The following is an 18221-nucleotide window of genomic DNA, read 5'->3' as shown; positions in this document are numbered from 1 at the left end:
ATAGTATTTTATTATTTTCATAGTAGTAATTCCCTTTGTTTTAACTTTTTCTTGTATTGAAGCGGTGAATCACCGGTTATCGATTTAAACTGACTTGAAAAGTGAGCGAGGCTACTGTATCCCAATTCATAAGATATTTCTTCAAAATTATGCTCATCAAAAAGTATGAGTTCCTTCGCTTTTTCAATTCTCTGATTGATATAATATTTCTCAATAGTCAAATTTTCAACTTCTGAAAAGACCGTGCTTAGAGAACCATAGCTCAGTCCTGTTTTCGTTACAAGGAAATCAGATAAATTTCTTCTCTCCTTATCAATAGAATTTTTTTGTAACCAATATAAAATGTAGGCCTTTATCTGTTCCACAATCTGCATCTTTTTGCTCTCAACCAATTCAAAACCGCCTTTTTTCAATTCAACTTTCAACTCATCCAAATAGTCAGCATCCACATTTGAAGTTTCGATTACAACTTCCCCCAGATTAATTTCCTCGATTTTAATTTTCAGTTTATTAATAATTTTTTCGACAACCCATATACAATGCTGGCATCTCATGTTTTTTATATGTAAAACCCGTGTTTCCATGTTTAATCTATTATAAGTATAAAATACCCTGGAAAATGTAATTGACAATAATCTGGGATTGCTCATTATCTCAAAGTAAACACAATAGGCAATCCCATCAGAAGTAAATGATAAACTTCCGCCTAATCAAGGGTATTTCAAATTATAAAAGATTGAATGAGAATGCGCACTGACATTCCGGAAGTCGATAGTGTTGGCGGACCATTACTATTATTTTCTACCAAACTAACAGCGACATCTTTTAAATAGGTTGGAATTGAATGTATATGAAGTATAGATGATATAAAATATGATACTACTTCCTCAAGTTCGAAGTGCGGAATTAAGCCTTGAACCAACGAATAATACTGGAAGGACGATCCGGAACAACAATTATCATCTTTTTCACTTGAATCGTGGCCATGCCCATGTTGCGACTCAGAACTCGTGGATTCACCGTGGTGGTGATTAACCTCATGAACTTCTGCCAATGAAATAATGGCATCATTTGTCAGACAAACTGTATTTACCAGGTAAACACCCAAAAAAGATATAAGGCAAAATGCCGCAATCCGGATTGTAGGTATTTTGTACAGATAAACCATTTTGTCAATATAAAGCTGTTCTTATTTATCAAAAAGGAACAGCTATCTTCTATTTACAACAGAGTAAAATATAAATTGTTTTGTTCCGGCACCGAGTTGATTAAGGGCAGCGATTACCATGTAAAACCATTTTTTAGTATTTTTTCGGCGAGACCGATGTTTATGTAATACCTTAAAGAGAATGATGACAATGCAAAAATCCGAAACGGGTGAAGCCTAAACACGACTTCACTCATTCCGAACAAGGGTATTTCTACTTAATAATACGCCTCAATCCATTAATTGTTCATCATTCCTTTTCCCATGCCATGGCCGTTCATGTTATTATTCTGCATGGAATTCATCATCTTATTATTCTGCATGGAATTCATCATCCAACTTTGGAATTCTTTCTGTTGGGAATTATTCAGAACGGATTCCATTTGCTGAACCGTTTTATAGGCTTCTACGCCCATATCAATACTTACATCGGTGCAACTTTGCAATTGTTTGCGTACCGCTTCAGCTGAGGCGTTGCTCTGAAGCAACGACTGCAGTTGCAGTTGTCGTTTTTGTTGCAACGCGCTTAAATCGATCTCTTTTTTCTGATAAGCTGATTTCAGGTCAATCAGTTTCTCCGTTTGATCGGATGTCAGCGAAAGCTGTGACTGCATGCGGGGCAGCATGGCTACCATTCGTTCATACCTCCACATGGGCAAGGTCCCTCCCATCATATGGGAATAGTTACCATTCATCATACCTTGTCCCATCATTTCACCGGACATCATTCCGTAGTTTCCCGTTCGGTTTCCCTGCATCATCATGCCCGATTGATTGTGCATGTTGCGCATCGATCCCTGGTTCATGTTTGATTGTGCTTCAGCTGACAAGCCTGTTGCCAGAAGTACAGCGACAATTAATACTGCAATTTTCTTCATCACAAATTCTCCTTTTAATTTTTGTTAAAACATCTAATTCGTTACATCGGGTGATTACCCGGAAACAGTTTGTGCCGGTTCATTATTTTCGCAGTCGGCTATCTCTTTTACCTGGCATGCTGCGCATCCCTGAGCATCGTTACCATCTTCCATCGAACAGGAATGAGCGGTAAATTCGGCCTTCGGATCGAAGAGCATTTTCACGCCTAACGCCAGCATGACAAAGGCGACCAGTACGATTGATATGAGAAATATTTTGAAAAACATGGCTTCTGATTTTAGTGATTGAACTTTTCGTTGATTTACCTACCGGTGAGCATCATTAATAATGCCGGCCATTTCGTTTTTAATGGAGTATCGATTTCATTATAGCCTCCCTTCATTTTATTTTCAAAGTTAAGTCCGGCCAATGGTTTAGCTGTTACACAATCCGTGATAAGATTTATACATTCGGCAGGTTATCCTGTTTTTTAGATTTTTTAACATGAACTCTTCTTCTGAGGCAGGTGATTGTCTCCAAATTCCCGTTAGGGGAATTGAGTTTTATGAATTAACTGCTAACTTTAGCCATCATCAAAGTATCCATGACCATGAATGACATTAAAGCCATAGAAGTATTTGCCGGAACCAGTTGGGAAGCCGGCCTGGTGAAAAGCCTGCTGGAAAATGCAGCAACTGGAGTATTCGTTCAGGATGAAATCCAGGGAACTTTGGTGCCCTGGTACACGAGCGCCGGAGGGACAAGTTCGATCCGGCTGGTGGTTTCCAGCGAGGATGAAGAGAAAGCCCGCGAAGTAGTAAACCAGTATTTGACTGATATAGCCCGCCGTTAGTCGTAAATGAAAAAATCAAACGATAACTTTTTTGTCCGCAGAAAACGAGCCTTTGGCCATGCCTGGAGAGGATTGCGTCTCCTTGCCGGGAGAGAGGTTCATTTCCGCATACATCTGATCGCTTTCATCGTGGTGCTGGCGGTTGGCTGGTGGACAGGACTCTCCCTGGCCGAATGGCTCAGCATTATCATTGTGAGCGGGCTGGTTTTTACGGCCGAGGCATTCAACAGCGTAATTGAACGCCTTTGCGACTTCGTATCGCCGGAGTACCATACACGGATAAAAGACATCAAAGATATGTCCGCGGCAGCGGTTACCCTGGCAGCTATTACGGCCTTTATCGCAGGATTGATTATCTTCATTCCGAAACTTATTTTCCCACTGTTTTCGTAATTGAAAGAATAGATGAAGATTGAACACATTGCCATCTGGACGCTCCACCTGGAGGAGATGAAAACGTTCTACGAGACTTATTTCTCGGCGAAAGCCGGGAAACAATATCACAACCCGGATAAGCAGTTTACGTCCTATTTCCTTTCGTTCGATGAAGGAGCACGGCTGGAGCTGATGCACCGGCCGGGAATGAGCCAGAACTCAGGCAGCACAGACCTGACCGGAATTACGCATCTGGCCTTTTCGGTAGGTAACCGGACAACCGTTGATCAACTCACGGAAAGACTCCGCCGCGATGGTTACGTGATTGCCGGAGAGCCGCGGGTAACCGGTGATGGATACTATGAAAGTGTCATTCTCGATCCCGATGGAAACCATATCGAAATTACCGGGTAAAAACAAAATACCGGATGTAAATGTCTTCTCTTTACATACCATGGTTAATTTGCCGTACAAAATGTAAACTTACTTTGCAGACGTTCCCGCTCCTGCTTGAAATATCATTATACTCACCGGATTATTACTTATCGCCGGCGGCGTCATGACCGGTTTGACACTGGGCCTTTTCGATGTAATTCACCTCAATATTAAGACTTTCTACCTCTTCAATATTGTTCCGGCCGGATTGGTTTCCTTCCGGGCTCTTATTAGAATTCGAGGGTAAGCTGAACAGGAATTCCTTCACCCGGAAGGGTCAGATTTGACATGGTCAATCCCAAAAGACGAACGCCTTTTTGGGCTGCTTCGTCGTACGGCAACAAATCGACACCGGTGCGATACAGCTGCTTCACCCCGATAACGTTTCCGCGGAAGGTATGGCCCCGGGTAATCTGTTCGAAATCGGCATATTTCACCTTGAGCGTTATCGTCTTTCCCATGGCCTGCTTTTTCCTGACCCGGTTCCAGACAATTTCGGCGATAATTTCCAGTTCGTGCTTTAACTCTTCCGCATCATACAGATCGCGATCGAAAGTACGTTCCCCACCAATCGATTTCCGTTCCCGGTTTGGATTTACCGGCCGGTTATCGATGCCCCGGGCAATGTCGTAGTAATAATTTCCTGCTTTACCAAACGAACGAATAAGTTCTGTCCGTTCCAGTTTTTTCAAATCGCGCCCAAAATGAATGCCCATTTCATGAAAACGGGTGGCCGTTACTTTACCAACACCAAAGAATTTGTCTATCTCCAGCTTTTCTACGAATGCTTCAGCCTCTTCCGGCGGAATGACAAAGATGCTATCCGGTTTCCGGTAGTCGGAAGCAATTTTTGCCAAAAACTTGTTACAGGAAACCCCCGCTGATGCGGTCAGGTTAACTTCGTCCTTTATCCGCTGCTTGATTTCGCGGGCAATCAGGGTCGCCGATGGTTTTCCTTTCTTGTGAAAAGTTACATCCAGAAAGGCTTCGTCTAGCGAAAGTGGCTCCACCAGATCGGTGTATTCGTGAAAAATAGATTGGATTTGCCCTGAAACCTGACGATACGCGTCAAAGCGCGGTTTGATAAAGATAAGCTCAGGGCATTTTCGGGCTGCGGTAACAGAAGGCATGGCCGATCGGACGCCAAACTTACGCGCTTCATAACTGGCAGCAGCCACCACACCACGCTGCCGGCTTCCACCCACAGCCACAGGTTTTCTCCGCAATTCGGGATTATCTCGCTGCTCTACTGATGCATAGAATGCATCCATATCGATATGGATAATTTTCCGGATCGTTTCCATAACAGGATTTCCTTCGTACAAATGTAACAGGGAAATCCGAAACATTGAGAAAGGGACTTCCCTGCCCCGCGTTAACAATCTGCGAGAGCTGGCTGAAGTCTTCAATTATTCGTTGGATGAGTTAGTAGATATCGATTTGAAAAGTAAGCTATTTCTTTGGGGATGATTTGCCAGGGTTGCGTCCTTTGCCACCAGAACGATTTCCGCCTTTTCCGCCTTTGCGAAAGGGTTTTCCGTTCCCCCGGCCCCTGCCGCTAAACTTCTTCGGGTTATAAACCGGCGATTCGCCCAATTCGGGAGGCACCGGAATTTTGGTCACTTCCCGCTCAATCAGCTCTTCAATCTTCTTGAAATCGTGCTGATCCTTTTCGGTAATGAAGGTGATGGCAACACCGGAACGTTGGGCCCGCGCCGTACGACCGATCCGGTGCACATAATCTTCCGCATCGTTCGGCACGTCGAAGTTCAGCACCAAGTCGATGCCCTCGATATCGATACCACGAGACAGAATATCGGTAGCTACCATTATCTGCGTCTTCTTGTTACGGAAATTGCGCAGTACCTCCTCCCGCTCTCCCTGCTCCAAATCGGAACTAATGCCATCGGCACGGAATTTCATCTTTTTCAGCTCCCGGACAATCTGTGTTACATTGGCCTTGCGGGAAGTAAAAATGAGGATGCTCTCGCAATCATCCTTATCCTTTAGCAGATCACTTACCAGCGGTAACTTCTGGCTTTCGTAGGTCATGTACGCCACCTGTAAAATATTTTCAGCCGGCTTGGAAATAGCAATATTTACCTCCTGAGGCTCTCTCAGGATGCTGTTGGCCAGTTTGCGGATTTTGGGCGGCATAGTAGCTGAAAAAAGCAGTGTTTGCCGTTCGACCGGCAATTCTCGCACAATGCGCATAATATCTTCAAAGAAGCCCATATCGAGCATCCGGTCGGCCTCATCCAAAATGAGGTGACGGACCGTGGAGAAATCGCCGTAGCGCAAATTCATGTGCGCCAGCAACCGGCCCGGCGTAGCCACAATGATGTCAGCGCCTTTCCGCAGTGCCACCCGCTGCCGCTCAAAAGCATTGGCCTCACCCCCGCCGTAAACGGCAATCGACGAAACAGGACAGAAATAAGAAAAACCTTCGATCTGCTGATCGATTTGAAATACCAGCTCCCGCGTCGGGGCAATAATGAGTGTATCGATTCCTTTACTGCCTCCGCGTGCAACGCGATTGAGCACAGGGAGCAAATAAGCTGCTGTTTTTCCGGTTCCTGTTTGGGCACAGGCGATGAGGTCTTTTTCCTGAAAAATAACCGGCATGGCTAACTCCTGCACAGGCGTGCACTCCTCAAATCCCATGGATTCGAGTCCATCCATTACTTCCGGTTCAAAATCAAATTCGGTGAATTTCAATGTTATTGGGTTTACTGTTTTTACTTCTAATAAACTAAGTTTGGTATCTTCTCCCGGAACTTCTTATCCGGATGTTTTCATTTTCTGCTAAGCTATAAACTATTCGACATAAAGCACTAATCCCTTCAAATATTCTCCTTCCGGATGATAAATATCGATTAGATGATCAGCGGGTTGCGTCTGTTGGTGCAGGATGCGGACCTTCCGTTGATCGACGAAGAGTCCGGTTTCCCAATCCACTTCAAACTTGTTGCCATACTCCATCACCTCATGCGTGGTGGATCCGCCCCACAGATAACTATCTTCCGGTTCTACATCTGCTTTGAACGGAAGCGTTCTGGCATTTTTATCGTAAATCGCCGAAACGCTTTCTCCCAGGGCATTCCGAATGGCTTCGGCAATCAATGACCGGTTGGGCCACATTCCGGCCGAATACGCCTGATAAACAACGGTTCCGTTGTAATAAACGATACCGGGAATGAATAGGGTACCGTCCTGTCGGGATCAGATTGCCATCTGACCTTCCATTTCGAGCAGGCGAACATATATTTCGTACGAAACCCAGGCATCCGTAGCCGCATAGATTTGCTGAGATGTTGTTAAAATCGGGGCTTCCCAGTTAGTCAGGCGCTGTGATTTGGAAATACGGAATCCCAGCACAATTCCGGCCAGTTTCTTCAGGCTGAAATTTTCGATTCCAAAATCCTTGACATATTCCTGCAATTCAACAAATCCTCCCGGACGGAAATGATTGACATTCTTCAAAATCTTAATGTCATCGCGAATTGCTGCGCCACTCTTCACAATTTTTGTATCGGCCAAAATGCGGAGCAGGCTTTCCGGCAAACCGATTTTATTGATTCGGAACAAAAATGCTTTATCGGCAGTAGAAAGCTGAAGAAGGGCAACCGGATTGGTTTGCCCTTTTTTGAAAGAAGGGCGTGTTTCGGTATCGAAACCAAGAATTAACTGCTGTTCCAGATAGTGAACCGCTTCGTCTACCTGTTCCAGTGTCTCGATAAGCTGAATCTCACCCTCGAAATGATTCAATGGCAATTCATTCAGTTCTTCTTTCGAAATACACTTATGTAAAACAGTTGTTTCCTCCTTCATAACAATAAAATCTTCCTATTCCCCTCTGAAATTCTTGAATTGTTGTTTCAAAATCCAGTCGGGACTATCAATTTGTTCCTCTTCTTTATTCTGTACGGCATCTATCTTCTTCGCATCTTCCGACAAATCCACATCACCAAAAGTTAAATTATGCAATGCCCGAAGACCGTTCACTAATCGTTGTCCCCAATAATCAGCAAAGTTACTCCGGCACTCCAACAAAGCATCATTCATGACCTCAACCGTACCAATGCGGTACGACAGGATGAAATCCTTCAAATCCTGGTAAATATCAGCCATATTCTCTGCCAGACTTCCTTCAACAGGATCTTCGCTGTATTGCATTGCCGGATCGAAAACCTCCAGGTAGGCATCGTGCTCACCCAGTTTTACTTGCAGCTTACGATGCAAATAATTGTAATCTCCCTCCGAAACAAACTTCGCCGGCTCATCCTCCAGCATATTTTCCACTTCCGGAAGCAGCGATGCTTTCAAATACAACAACGGAAAAATCTTCTGCATTTTATGCACAAAATCCGTCCGGTTGAATTCGTCCATCGTCTCCAGCGTAGCACAATACTCGTTGGCTACAGTTACAAACTCAATAACATTTACAGAATAGACAATATGTGAACTTTCTCCTTCCATTAACCGATGACAGATTATTTTTATAAATCAGGCACAAAGGTAATATAAAAAAGCGAGAGAATTCAGACGCGCGCCTTTAGCTTTTGTCAGGATTCTCTACTATGTAAACGCCCGTCCGGACTGTTTATTATATCGCCATTATCCAGCATCCAGCGCGTTACGCCCAGCACCTGTTTTTCCTTCCCGTCCAACTCATGCACCAAATCCTGAATCGGTAATGGCTTCTCCATTAACAAATCATTCACCTTCCGGGAAATCCGCTCAAATTCCGAACGGGTAACACCGGCCTGATGTTCCTGCCGGCAAACATCACATTCACCACAAGGCTGACCATCCGTCTGTCCAAAATAATCGAGCAGGACCACACTTCGGCATTGCTCCTCCTGAGCAGCATAGCGAATGACAGCATCTACCCGGTCGAGGAACCGTTGCTTACGAATGGCGTAATTCTCCGGACTGATTTTGATCCGTTTTTCGTCAATCCGCTCCTTGGTGAAAATAACCAATGCACTTTTCCGTCTGGGAATATAGCGGACTACTTTCAGCACATTCAACCTGTTCAGGTATTCCTTCACCACTTCCAAGGTGGTCTTGGCCCGTTGTGCTAAAATCCGTTCATTTACTACCGTAAATTCGCTAAAAACGCCGGTATACGAACGAAGGAGCAGCTTGATGAACGCGTCGAAGGAGGCATTAACTACCTGAAATTTATATAGTTCATCGCGGTTCACCCGAAAAAAAATGCGTGATGCATGTTCCAGTTCATCGGTGAATTCGAGGTAACCTTCGCGTTGCAATATTTTCAGGCAATGAAAAACAGCCAGCGGCTGGAAATTGAAATTGCGCGAAAAATCGCCCAGGTTAAAATCGAAAGCCCGCCCTTTGGCCGTTCCAACAGCCACGCTGAAGTAGTTCCCCAGCGCCTGGTAAACCCGGCGAATCATGTCCATTTGTGGAAAACTATCGGTTACCTGTTTGTGTAGTCTTCGTTTATCGGTGGCATTGAAGAGCAGAACAGCTGCCGCCTTTTTCCCGTCACGACCAGCCCGGCCAGCCTCCTGAAAGTATGCTTCCAGCGAATCGGGCAAATCGACGTGAATCACGAAACGAACATCCGGCTTATCGATTCCCATGCCAAAGGCATTGGTCGCCACAATTACCCGCGATTTACCGCTCATCCACTCATCCTGCTTTGTTGCCCGTATTTCCGGCGCCAGCCCGGCGTGATAGAAATCGGCAGAAACACGCCCCCTTCTCAGCAATTCGGTAATTTCCCGTGTTTTCTTTCGGCTGCGAACATATACCACGCCGCTGCCTTTAGCCTTCTTCACCGTTTCGACCAGGTAGCCCAGCTTATCTTCTTTCTGCCGGACCATGTACACCAGATTTTCGCGGTAGAAGCTTTTTTGCAGGACATTCTTCCCGGCAAACCTCAGCTTGTCCTGAATATCGTCGACCACGTCAGGAGTAGCCGTTGCCGTAAGCGCCAAAACCGGAATATCGGGGAAATAGTCACGCAATGAAGCAATATTCAGGTACGAAGGACGGAAATCATATCCCCACTGTGAGATACAATGGGCTTCATCAACCGTAATCAGGTTGAGTTTCATCCGGTGCAGGTACTCCTGAAACGAAGTGCTGGCCAATCGTTCCGGAGAAACATACAGGAACTTATAATCTCCATAAACAGCGTTCTTCAGGGTGACATCAATCTCCATGGAAGTCATTCCTGAATACACCGCCAATGCTTTAATGCGACGTTTCTTTAGGTTTTCCACCTGGTCTTTCATGAGCGCAATCAATGGCGTTACCACCAGGCATAGCCCCTCGTTGGCCATCGAGAAAACCTGGAACGTAATGGACTTTCCGCCGCCAGTGGGCATCAATCCCAGCGTATCCTTTCCCGATTCAACCGAACGGATGATCTCTTCCTGCAACGGACGAAAATCGTCGTAACCCCAGTATTTCTTTAATATTTGATGAAAATCCCTCATATGATCAGACACACAAATTTAGGAATTAACCCGTCAAAAACTGGTCTGTTATCCATCTTTCATAAAGTACGTTATTTCCTGCCTCAACCTATGCTAACGATGAAGCACTTTTCATACATTTTTCTTATTTTAGCCCATCATTCACCTAAAAGCTTTACCCATGTCGTTTCTGTCCGATAAAGTTGTTCATGAAGGCCTGACCTTTGATGACGTCCTTCTTGTACCCGCTTATTCCGAGGTTCTTCCGCGGGATGTGGATATTTCTTCCAATTTCACACGGAATATCCGGCTTAATACGCCAATCGTGTCCGCAGCCATGGATACAGTGACCGACTCGAAACTCGCCATCGCCATTGCGCGTGAAGGTGGCATCGGAGTGATTCATAAAAACATGAGTATCGAAGCACAGGCAAAACAGGTGACCATTGTGAAGCGGGCAGAAAACGGGATGATCTACGATCCGATTACCATCTCGAAAGAGAAGAAAGTAGGTGATGCCCTTTCAATTATGGAAACGTTCAAGATTGGTGGCATTCCGGTTGTCGATGCAGCCGGCTTACTGGTGGGAATTGTGACCAACCGGGACCTCCGCTTCGAAAGAGATTTGCAGCGTCCGATTGCGGAAGTAATGACTGTGGAAAATCTGATTACGACGGATGTATCGACCAACCTGGAAAAGGCGGCCAATATTTTACAACAATACAAAATTGAAAAGCTACCGGTCGTCGACAAGCACAACAAGCTTATTGGATTGGTGACTTATAAAGACATTACCAAAGCAAAAGACAAGCCGCGCGCCTGCAAAGACGAGAAAGGCCGCCTGCGGGTAGCTGCAGCCGTCGGCGTAACGCACGACACCATCGACCGGATTGATGCGCTGGTAGAAGCACAGGCCGATGCAATTGTCATTGACACGGCACACGGTCATTCGCGTGGTGTTTTAGCGATGCTCAAGAAGGCAAAAAGTAAGTACCCTGAAAAGGAATTCGTTGTTGGAAACATCGGGACCGCGGAAGCCGCTTCGGAACTGGTTTTTGCCGGAGCAGATGCGGTTAAAGTCGGCATTGGCCCGGGTTCCATTTGTACGACCCGTGTCATAGCAGGAGTTGGAATTCCCCAGCTCTCCGCCATTTACAACGTAGCCAAAGCCATTAAAAACAGCGGCGTTCCGGTAATAGCTGACGGAGGATTACGTTATTCCGGCGACATCGTAAAAGCGTTGGCAGCCGGTGCACACAGTGTGATGGCCGGTTCATTGTTCGCTGGTGTGGAAGAATCGCCCGGCGAAACCATCATTTACCAGGGGCGAAAATTCAAATCCTATCGTGGAATGGGCTCCATCGAGGCTATGCAACAAGGCTCGAAAGACCGCTACTTCCAGGATGTGGAAGACGACATCAAGAAACTCGTTCCGGAAGGCATCGTAGCCCGGGTTCCTTACAAAGGCACGCTGTATGAAGTTATTTTCCAGATGATTGGTGGTTTACGTGCAGGAATGGGATATTGCGGCGCCCACAACATTCACAAATTGCACGAGGCTAAATTCACCCGAATCACCAACGCAGGCGTCACAGAAAGTCATCCGCATGACGTTTCTATTACCCGCGAAGCCCCCAATTATTCACGGGAATAAACACTTAATTTCAAAACCGGAGCAAACGACTGACTTATTTCATTTTTAGCTAAATAGCCCTTAAGTTCATGTTCGAATCCATTTGCAGTGTACTCCTTCTTCTCCTGCTGACATTAACCGGAATTTCGGCTAACGCCAAAGAGAAACAGGTCATCATGACCATTGGCGGAGATAAAATTTACAACGACGAATTTCTCCGGATGTACCAGAAAACCAACCTGAGCCTGCCGGATTCCCTTCAAAAAACACCACGGGAATACCTGCAACTGTTCATCGACTTTAAACTAACAGTGCGCGCAGCGGAAGCGCTTGGAACGGATACGCTGAGTTCATTCAAAAGTGAACTTGCCCGTTACCGGGAAGAATCAGCAGCTCCTTACCCCACCGATTCCACCATAAACAAGCAATTGATTCGTAGGATGTACAACCGGATAACAACGGAGGTAAAAGCGTCACACATCCTGATAAGGGTTCCGCCCAATGCATCACCGGCCGATACACTGAAAGCCTGGAAGCAAATGAACGATTTACGACAACGCGCCTTGAATGAAGACGATTTCTCCAAAATAGCCCTTAATTACCCGGACGATCCATCAGCCAGAACAAATAAAGGAGAATTGGGCTATTTCAGCTGGTCCATGATGGTTTATCCGTTCGAAAAGGCAGCTTATGAAACACCGGTGGGACAAATTTCGTCCATTGTTCGTACGCGCTTCGGTTATCATATAATTAAAGTAGAAGACACTACCGGATTAAAGGAATTTTATACAAATCATCGTGAAAAATACAGAACGGAAAGGTATTTTGACGGGACTGTTTATCTTTGTCCCTCGCAGAAAACGGCAACAGCGGTTGAAAAAATGGTAGAAGCGGGGGAAAACAGTACAATCATCATTGAAAAATTTAAGGATCGGAAGGGATTTTCACGCCGAACCGGACAATTTAAACCGGGAGACAACCTTGCTGTCGATTTTTACATCTTCAATGATACGGATGCTGCCGCAAAGGCACATTCCAAATTGGCAGTATTGCAGGGGAAGCAGCAACCGGAAAGATTCAAACAGTTAAACGAAGTACGGGGGACCTGCATGGCCGACTATCAGGATTACCTGGAAAAAGAATGGGTAAAACAACTTCGGCAAAAATATCCGGTTATGATAAAACATCAGGTGATGAACAAAATATTGAAGCTCACGGCAGAAAAATGAGGAAGATATTTTTAGCGCTAACAGGCATAATGATTCTTTTTACTGCCTGTCAAAAAGGAAATAAAGAAAACGGGAAAGATGCAATTGCCAAAGTTGGCGATAAATACCTCTACCGGGAAGATTTAGCCAGTGTACTTCCGCATGATTTGAACAGCACAGACAGTACCCGCCTGGCGACCGATTACATTCAACGATGGCTTCACCAGGAACTGATTCTGCAAAAAGCGGAAGAAAACCTGACGCCCGAACAAAAAAATGTTCAACACGAGTTGGAAGAGTACCGGGCATCGCTGTTAATTCATAAATACCAGGAAGAATGGGTACGACAACGACTCGACACCGTTGTTACAGAGAAAGATATTCGCGATTTTTATGACCACAATCCGGAGAAATTTAATCTCAACCAGGATCTGGTTCAGGGAATATACATGGAAGTTCCCAAAGAGGTTGGCCGTGCCGACGAGATTAAAAAGTGGATGCTGTCCAATAAGTCGAAAGATATGTCGGCATTGGAAGTATTTAGTTTCCAATACGCTACCAAATACGACAATTTTTCCGATAAATGGATGGAATTCAGTCGTATTGAGTCGCGCTTACCGATGGAAATTATGAACACGGATCGATATTTGCATCAAAACAACTTCATTGAAACGACTGATTCAACAAGCGCCTATTTCGTTGCTATTAAAGATTTTCGCTTAAAAGGGGGAAAAGCACCATTCAACTTTGTGAATGATCGGATAGAAAACTTAATTTTGAACAGCCGAAAAATGGAGCTGATTAAGGAGCTCGAGAAAAAAATATACGAAAAAGGCGAAGAAGAAGATCTTTTTACCATTATGAAATGATAATCACTACGATATGCTGAAATATACATTAAAAATTTTACTGCCTGTTCTGTTTTTGTTCGCAGCTTCGGCTCAAACGTTTGGCCAGGACAAAGTCATTGACCAGATCGTTGCTGTTGTTGGAGGAAATGTTATTCTAAAATCTGATATCGAAACGCAGTATCTTCAGATGCAGGCACAGGGTGCCACTTCAACCGGGGACATGAAATGTGAGATCCTGGAAAGTTTGCTTGAGCAAAAACTATTATTGGCCGAAGCTGAACTCGATACAACTATTACGGTGACGGACAACCAGATTAACCAAGAGATGGACCGCCGTATGCAATATTTCATCGAACACATTGGTTCGGAAAAAGAAGTGGAACAATATTTCCACAAACCCATCATCCAAATTAAAGCCGACATGGAGGATGCCATCCGCGAACAACTGATGACGCAGCAGATGCACTCTAAAATCACCGAAGATGTGACCGTTACACCATCAGAAGTTCGCCGTTTTTATAAAGAAATGAAGCCGGATGAAATCCCGATGGTGAAAGAACAGATGGAATACGCCGAAATTACAGTACTCCCCAAGATTAGTGAGAAAGAAGATCTCCAGGTAAAAACTCAGCTTCGTGATTTGAAAAAAAGGGTTGAAAATGGAGAGAACTTTGCAACACTGGCTGTTCTGTACTCCGAAGGACCTTCCGCAAGGAATGGTGGAGAATTGGGTTACCTGGGACGTGGTCAGCTCGATCCGGCATTCGCGGCCGTAGCTTTCAACCTGAAACCGGGAAAAGTATCGAAAGTGGTGAAGAGTGAAATGGGTTACCACATCATTCAGCTCATCGACCGGAAAGGTGAAAAAGTGAATGTTCGCCATATCATTATCAAACCCAAAGTGGAACCGGAAGAGCTGGAGCGCGCCAGGCAGCATATCGACAGCATTGCAAATTATATCCGTCGTGACAGCATATCGTGGGAAAAAGCTACATATCTCTACTCTTTCGACAAAGATACCCGGAACAATAATGGACTTGTTATCAATCCTCAGACCGGTTCTTCCAAGTTCGAAGCTAGTCAGCTAGACCCGGCAGTAAGTAAGGTGATTACGACCATGAAAATTGGTGAAATCTCCGATCCTTTCCTCATGCTTGACCCGAAACGTCAGCGTCAGGTATATACCATAGTCAAACTGCTTGATAAAACGGAACCACACAAAGCGAATCTGGCAGAAGACTATCAGCTCCTAAGCAATATGTATCTGCAAAAGAAAAAAGAAAATGTATACGAGGACTGGATTGCTGACCGGGTGGCAAAAACATATGTCCGCATTGACGATTCGTATGTTAATTGTAACTTCAAGTTCAAGAACTGGGTTAAATAACCACCTGGAACATGATGTTTAATAATGATACAGAAGCCGTCGACGCTTTACGTGTAAAGCACGACGAGCTTCTTCGCGAAATACAAAAGGTTATCTATGGTCAGGACGAAATCATCAAACAAGTCCTGATTTCCATTTTCAGTAAGGGACATTGTCTGCTGATTGGAGTTCCGGGGTTGGCCAAAACACTCCTGGTGAATACTATTGCCCAGGTTCTCGGCCTGCACTATAAGCGCATTCAGTTTACACCCGATCTGATGCCGTCCGATATTATTGGTACGGAAATTCTGGATAAAGACCGGGCATTCAAGTTTGTGAAAGGCCCTTTGTTCGCAAATATCATTCTTGCCGACGAAATTAACCGGACGCCACCGAAAACGCAGGCAGCATTGCTCGAGGCCATGCAGGAAAAGTCGATAACTTCCGCAGGCACCAGCTATAAGCTCGATGAGCCGTTTTTCGTATTGGCAACACAAAATCCTATCGAACAGGAAGGAACATATCCCCTGCCCGAAGCACAACTCGACCGTTTTATGTTTTCCATCTGGTTGGATTATCCTGCCCATGAGGATGAGATGACTATCGTGAAGAACACCACTTCCGATTATCATAACGAGGCAATGAATATTATTTCAGCCGAAGAGATTCTTCATTTTCAGGAACTAATAAAACGTGTTCCGATTAACGACAACGTGCTCAGGTATGCGGTTACACTGGCAGCCAAAACACGCCCGGGAACAAAACACGCGCCGGATATAACCAATAAATACCTCAAGTGGGGAGCCGGGCCAAGAGCGTCTCAGTTTCTTGTCCTTGGAGCAAAAACACATGCGGCATTGCATGGTAAATATTCACCCGATATCGAGGATGTGGAAGCGGTGGCTACGGCCATCTTACGCCACCGGATTATCAAGAATTACAAGGCGGAAGCGGACGGAATCGGTGTGGATGACATTATCGCTCAACTCATGAAATAATCACCTCGACCATTAATTTGAAAAATCACGGATGAAGCTATTGGCAACATATCGAAATGCCTTTCTTTTTTTGATTACAGCTATTGCCCTGTTTTCACTGCAATCCTATACTCCTCAACCACAGCCGCAGAAAAAAAGGAGAAGAATAGAACTGGAGCACGCCGATAGTTTAATGTATAATGAAAAAATTGTTGCCGATGCGCAACGATTGATTGGTCATGTGAGGCTGCACCACCAGGGTATTGTCATGACCTGCGACAGTGCATACTCATACAACAGTAAGAATATGGTCGATGCCTTTGGTAATGTTCACATTATTCAGGGCGACACACTCCACCTCTACGGACAGTACATCAATTACAATGGCGACAGCCGGATGGCCAAGGTCCGCCGTAACGTCAAACTCATTAACAAGACCATCACGCTGACCACCGATTCGCTCGATTTTAATATGAATACCAACATTGGGTATTACAACCACGGCGGAAAAATTGTGGATACAGCTAATGTGCTGACAAGCCGGATTGGACGATATTACGCTGATCAGGATCTGTTTTTCTTCAAAGATTCGGTTAAGGTAACCAACAAGGATTTTGTGATGCATGCCGATACACTGGAGTATTTGAGCGAAAAAGAACGTGTCCGCATTGTTGGCCCCACCACCATCGTGGGAACCAAAGAAAAAGGTAAACTCTTCTCGAAAAGCGGTTGGTACGATACTCAGACCAACATCTCCGAATTATATAAAGGCTCCCGCCTCGAACGCAATGACCAAATACTGGAAGGCGACACATTGTATTACAACAAAAACACAGGGGACGGGAAAGCTTTTCACAAGGTAAAACTGACCGACCTAAAAAATCACACGGTTATTACCGGGAAACGTGGCGTATACAACGAATTCAGTGATAAGGCAATGGTTACCGATTCAGCGTTGTTTATGCACTATTCCGAAAAGGACACCTTATTCATGCATGCCGATACGCTGCATTCGGTCCCGGATACATCGCAAACAAAAAAGAAAAAGGATCAGAAGATATTCCTCGCCTACTACGGCGTTCGCTTTTTCCGTTCCGATATCCAGGGAAAGTGCGACTCGCTGGCTTATCAGATGAGTGATTCGACCATCGAAATGTATCACGATCCGGTATTGTGGTCTCAAAACAACCAGATGACCGCCGACGTGGTTAAAATGACTACGCACGAAAAATCACCGGACATCGTGAATATGGAGAATAATGCCTTCATTATTTCGGAAGAGGATTCCGCAAAATTCAACCAAATTAGCGGAAAAGACATGCTCGGTTACATCCGCAACAATAACCTGTATAAAGTGGAAGTAAATGGCAACGGCCGTTCGATATATTTTGCCAAAGATAAAAATAACTACATCGGGCTAAACCGGGTCGAGAGCAGTAATATCAATATTTACCTGACCAACGGGCACATCAACAACATTACTTTCATAACCCGCCCCGACGCCAGGATGCTTCCGTTGGATGACGTGAATACAAGTGAAACGATGTTACAGGGATTTAAATGGAGACCGGAAGAGAAACCCAAAAACCGGTACGATGTTTTTTCAAAGGAGAAGAAAGAGTTGCGCCCCAAAGAAAAAGCGCAGAAACAAAACAAAATTGAATCTGCGCCCAAATAATTTCCTTAAGGACACGTCGCTAAGTAAAAACCTATTTAATATTCATCTTCATTGAAAAAGAAATCATCCTTGCTCGGATAATCCGGCCAAATATCTTCGATGGATTCGTACACTTCGCCCTCGTCCTCAATCTCTTGTAAATTCTCGATGACTTCTAAGGGCGCCCCTGATCGGATAGCATAATCGATCAACTCGTCCTTGCTCGCAGGCCAGGGGGCATCCTCCAATTTTGACGCTAGTTCCAATGTCCAATACATAATATTATTTAATTATATTATACCTTGCATTTTTTTGCGATTATAAGCATTTTTTTTTAAAATTTGATGCC

20 protein-coding genes are annotated in these 18221 nt (G+C 44.8%); 10 read left to right on the top strand and 10 right to left on the bottom strand.

Features of this window, described 5'->3' with window-relative positions:
* Nucleotides 1–17: 17 nt before the first annotated feature.
* The 3 genes from GJU82_RS01555 to GJU82_RS01545 all read right to left on the bottom strand — a co-directional run bounded on the left by GJU82_RS01555 (nt 18) and on the right by GJU82_RS01545 (nt 2352).
* Entirely contained in the window at nt 18–584 is a 567-nt protein-coding gene (locus GJU82_RS01555; RefSeq protein WP_194830937.1) for an AraC family transcriptional regulator, read from the bottom strand.
* Between the two features lie 862 nt (nt 585–1446).
* Nucleotides 1447–2085, bottom strand: a complete 639-nt coding sequence (locus GJU82_RS01550; protein ID WP_153630538.1) for a Spy/CpxP family protein refolding chaperone — start codon at nt 2083–2085, stop codon at nt 1447–1449.
* A 54-nt stretch (nt 2086–2139) separates the two neighbouring features.
* On the bottom strand, nt 2140–2352 hold the full coding sequence (locus GJU82_RS01545; protein ID WP_153630537.1) for a hypothetical protein: 213 nt from the start codon (nt 2350–2352) through the stop codon (nt 2140–2142).
* A 323-nt stretch (nt 2353–2675) separates the two neighbouring features.
* On the opposite strand from GJU82_RS01545, the gene GJU82_RS01540 reads away from it, so the two are divergent.
* The 3 genes from GJU82_RS01540 to GJU82_RS01530 are packed head-to-tail and all read left to right on the top strand — an operon-like array spanning nt 2676 to nt 3707.
* Nucleotides 2676–2918 (top strand): DUF2007-related protein, encoded by a 243-nt coding sequence (locus GJU82_RS01540; protein WP_194830936.1) that lies wholly within the window; start codon nt 2676–2678, stop codon nt 2916–2918.
* Nucleotides 2919–2924: 6 nt separating this feature from the next.
* Complete coding sequence (locus GJU82_RS01535) at nt 2925–3311, top strand: diacylglycerol kinase family protein (RefSeq protein WP_153630535.1); 387 nt, start codon at nt 2925–2927, stop codon at nt 3309–3311.
* 12 nt (nt 3312–3323) lie between these two features.
* A complete protein-coding gene (locus GJU82_RS01530) occupies nt 3324–3707 on the top strand; it encodes a VOC family protein (RefSeq protein WP_153630534.1) in 384 nt (127 codons plus the stop codon).
* Between the two features lie 251 nt (nt 3708–3958).
* Here GJU82_RS01530 and dinB read toward each other — a convergent pair whose 3' ends face one another.
* A complete protein-coding gene (gene dinB / locus GJU82_RS01525; protein ID WP_153630533.1) occupies nt 3959–5032 on the bottom strand; it encodes a DNA polymerase IV in 1074 nt (357 codons plus the stop codon).
* On the opposite strand from dinB, the gene GJU82_RS17825 reads away from it, so the two are divergent.
* Nucleotides 4998–5198 (top strand): helix-turn-helix transcriptional regulator, encoded by a 201-nt coding sequence (locus GJU82_RS17825; RefSeq protein ID WP_153633266.1) that lies wholly within the window; start codon nt 4998–5000, stop codon nt 5196–5198. The two genes, dinB and GJU82_RS17825, sit on opposite strands and share 35 nt — an antisense overlap.
* Here the strand turns inward: GJU82_RS17825 and GJU82_RS01515 are convergent.
* The 5 genes from GJU82_RS01515 to GJU82_RS01495 form a co-directional block, all read right to left on the bottom strand.
* The gene (locus GJU82_RS01515; RefSeq protein ID WP_153630532.1) at nt 5181–6446 is read right to left on the bottom strand and encodes a DEAD/DEAH box helicase; all 1266 of its coding nucleotides are present in this window, start codon (nt 6444–6446) and stop codon (nt 5181–5183) included. The genes GJU82_RS17825 and GJU82_RS01515 overlap by 18 nt on opposite strands.
* Before the next feature lie 99 nt (nt 6447–6545).
* Nucleotides 6546–6869 carry a hypothetical protein gene (locus tag GJU82_RS01510; protein ID WP_153630531.1) on the bottom strand — a complete coding sequence of 108 codons (324 nt, stop codon included), beginning with the start codon at nt 6867–6869 and terminating at the stop codon, nt 6546–6548.
* An 81-nt stretch (nt 6870–6950) separates the two neighbouring features.
* Complete coding sequence (locus tag GJU82_RS01505) at nt 6951–7559, bottom strand: 3'-5' exonuclease (protein WP_153630530.1); 609 nt, start codon at nt 7557–7559, stop codon at nt 6951–6953.
* Between the two features lie 15 nt (nt 7560–7574).
* Entirely contained in the window at nt 7575–8207 is a 633-nt protein-coding gene (locus GJU82_RS01500) for a DUF5063 domain-containing protein (protein WP_153630529.1), read from the bottom strand.
* An 86-nt stretch (nt 8208–8293) separates the two neighbouring features.
* Nucleotides 8294–10213: an ATP-dependent DNA helicase RecQ gene (locus GJU82_RS01495; protein WP_228488522.1), complete on the bottom strand. Its 1920-nt coding sequence runs from the start codon at nt 10211–10213 to the stop codon at nt 8294–8296.
* A 148-nt stretch (nt 10214–10361) separates the two neighbouring features.
* On the opposite strand from GJU82_RS01495, the gene guaB reads away from it, so the two are divergent.
* The 6 genes from guaB (at nt 10362) to GJU82_RS01465 (ending at nt 17893) form a co-directional block, all read left to right on the top strand.
* Nucleotides 10362–11834: an IMP dehydrogenase gene (gene guaB, locus GJU82_RS01490; protein ID WP_153630528.1), complete on the top strand. Its 1473-nt coding sequence runs from the start codon at nt 10362–10364 to the stop codon at nt 11832–11834.
* A 68-nt stretch (nt 11835–11902) separates the two neighbouring features.
* The gene (locus GJU82_RS01485) at nt 11903–13042 is read left to right on the top strand and encodes a peptidylprolyl isomerase (protein ID WP_153630527.1); all 1140 of its coding nucleotides are present in this window, start codon (nt 11903–11905) and stop codon (nt 13040–13042) included.
* On the top strand, nt 13039–13890 hold the full coding sequence (locus tag GJU82_RS01480; protein ID WP_153630526.1) for a hypothetical protein: 852 nt from the start codon (nt 13039–13041) through the stop codon (nt 13888–13890). The genes GJU82_RS01485 and GJU82_RS01480 overlap by 4 nt, the downstream gene beginning before the upstream one ends.
* Before the next feature lie 13 nt (nt 13891–13903).
* Nucleotides 13904–15259: a peptidylprolyl isomerase gene (locus tag GJU82_RS01475; RefSeq protein ID WP_153630525.1), complete on the top strand. Its 1356-nt coding sequence runs from the start codon at nt 13904–13906 to the stop codon at nt 15257–15259.
* A gap of 11 nt (nt 15260–15270) precedes the next feature.
* Nucleotides 15271–16236 (top strand): MoxR family ATPase, encoded by a 966-nt coding sequence (locus GJU82_RS01470; RefSeq protein ID WP_153630524.1) that lies wholly within the window; start codon nt 15271–15273, stop codon nt 16234–16236.
* Between the two features lie 31 nt (nt 16237–16267).
* On the top strand, nt 16268–17893 hold the full coding sequence (locus tag GJU82_RS01465) for an OstA-like protein (RefSeq protein WP_153630523.1): 1626 nt from the start codon (nt 16268–16270) through the stop codon (nt 17891–17893).
* Between the two features lie 35 nt (nt 17894–17928).
* Here GJU82_RS01465 and GJU82_RS01460 read toward each other — a convergent pair whose 3' ends face one another.
* Nucleotides 17929–18150: a DUF2795 domain-containing protein gene (locus tag GJU82_RS01460; RefSeq protein WP_073170646.1), complete on the bottom strand. Its 222-nt coding sequence runs from the start codon at nt 18148–18150 to the stop codon at nt 17929–17931.
* Nucleotides 18151–18221 lie beyond the last annotated feature (71 nt).

Origin of the sequence: Prolixibacter sp. SD074, from assembly GCF_009617895.1 — a bacterium.
Lineage (GTDB): Bacteria > Bacteroidota > Bacteroidia > Bacteroidales > Prolixibacteraceae > Prolixibacter.
This window is presented reverse-complemented; position numbering and strand designations above follow the sequence as displayed.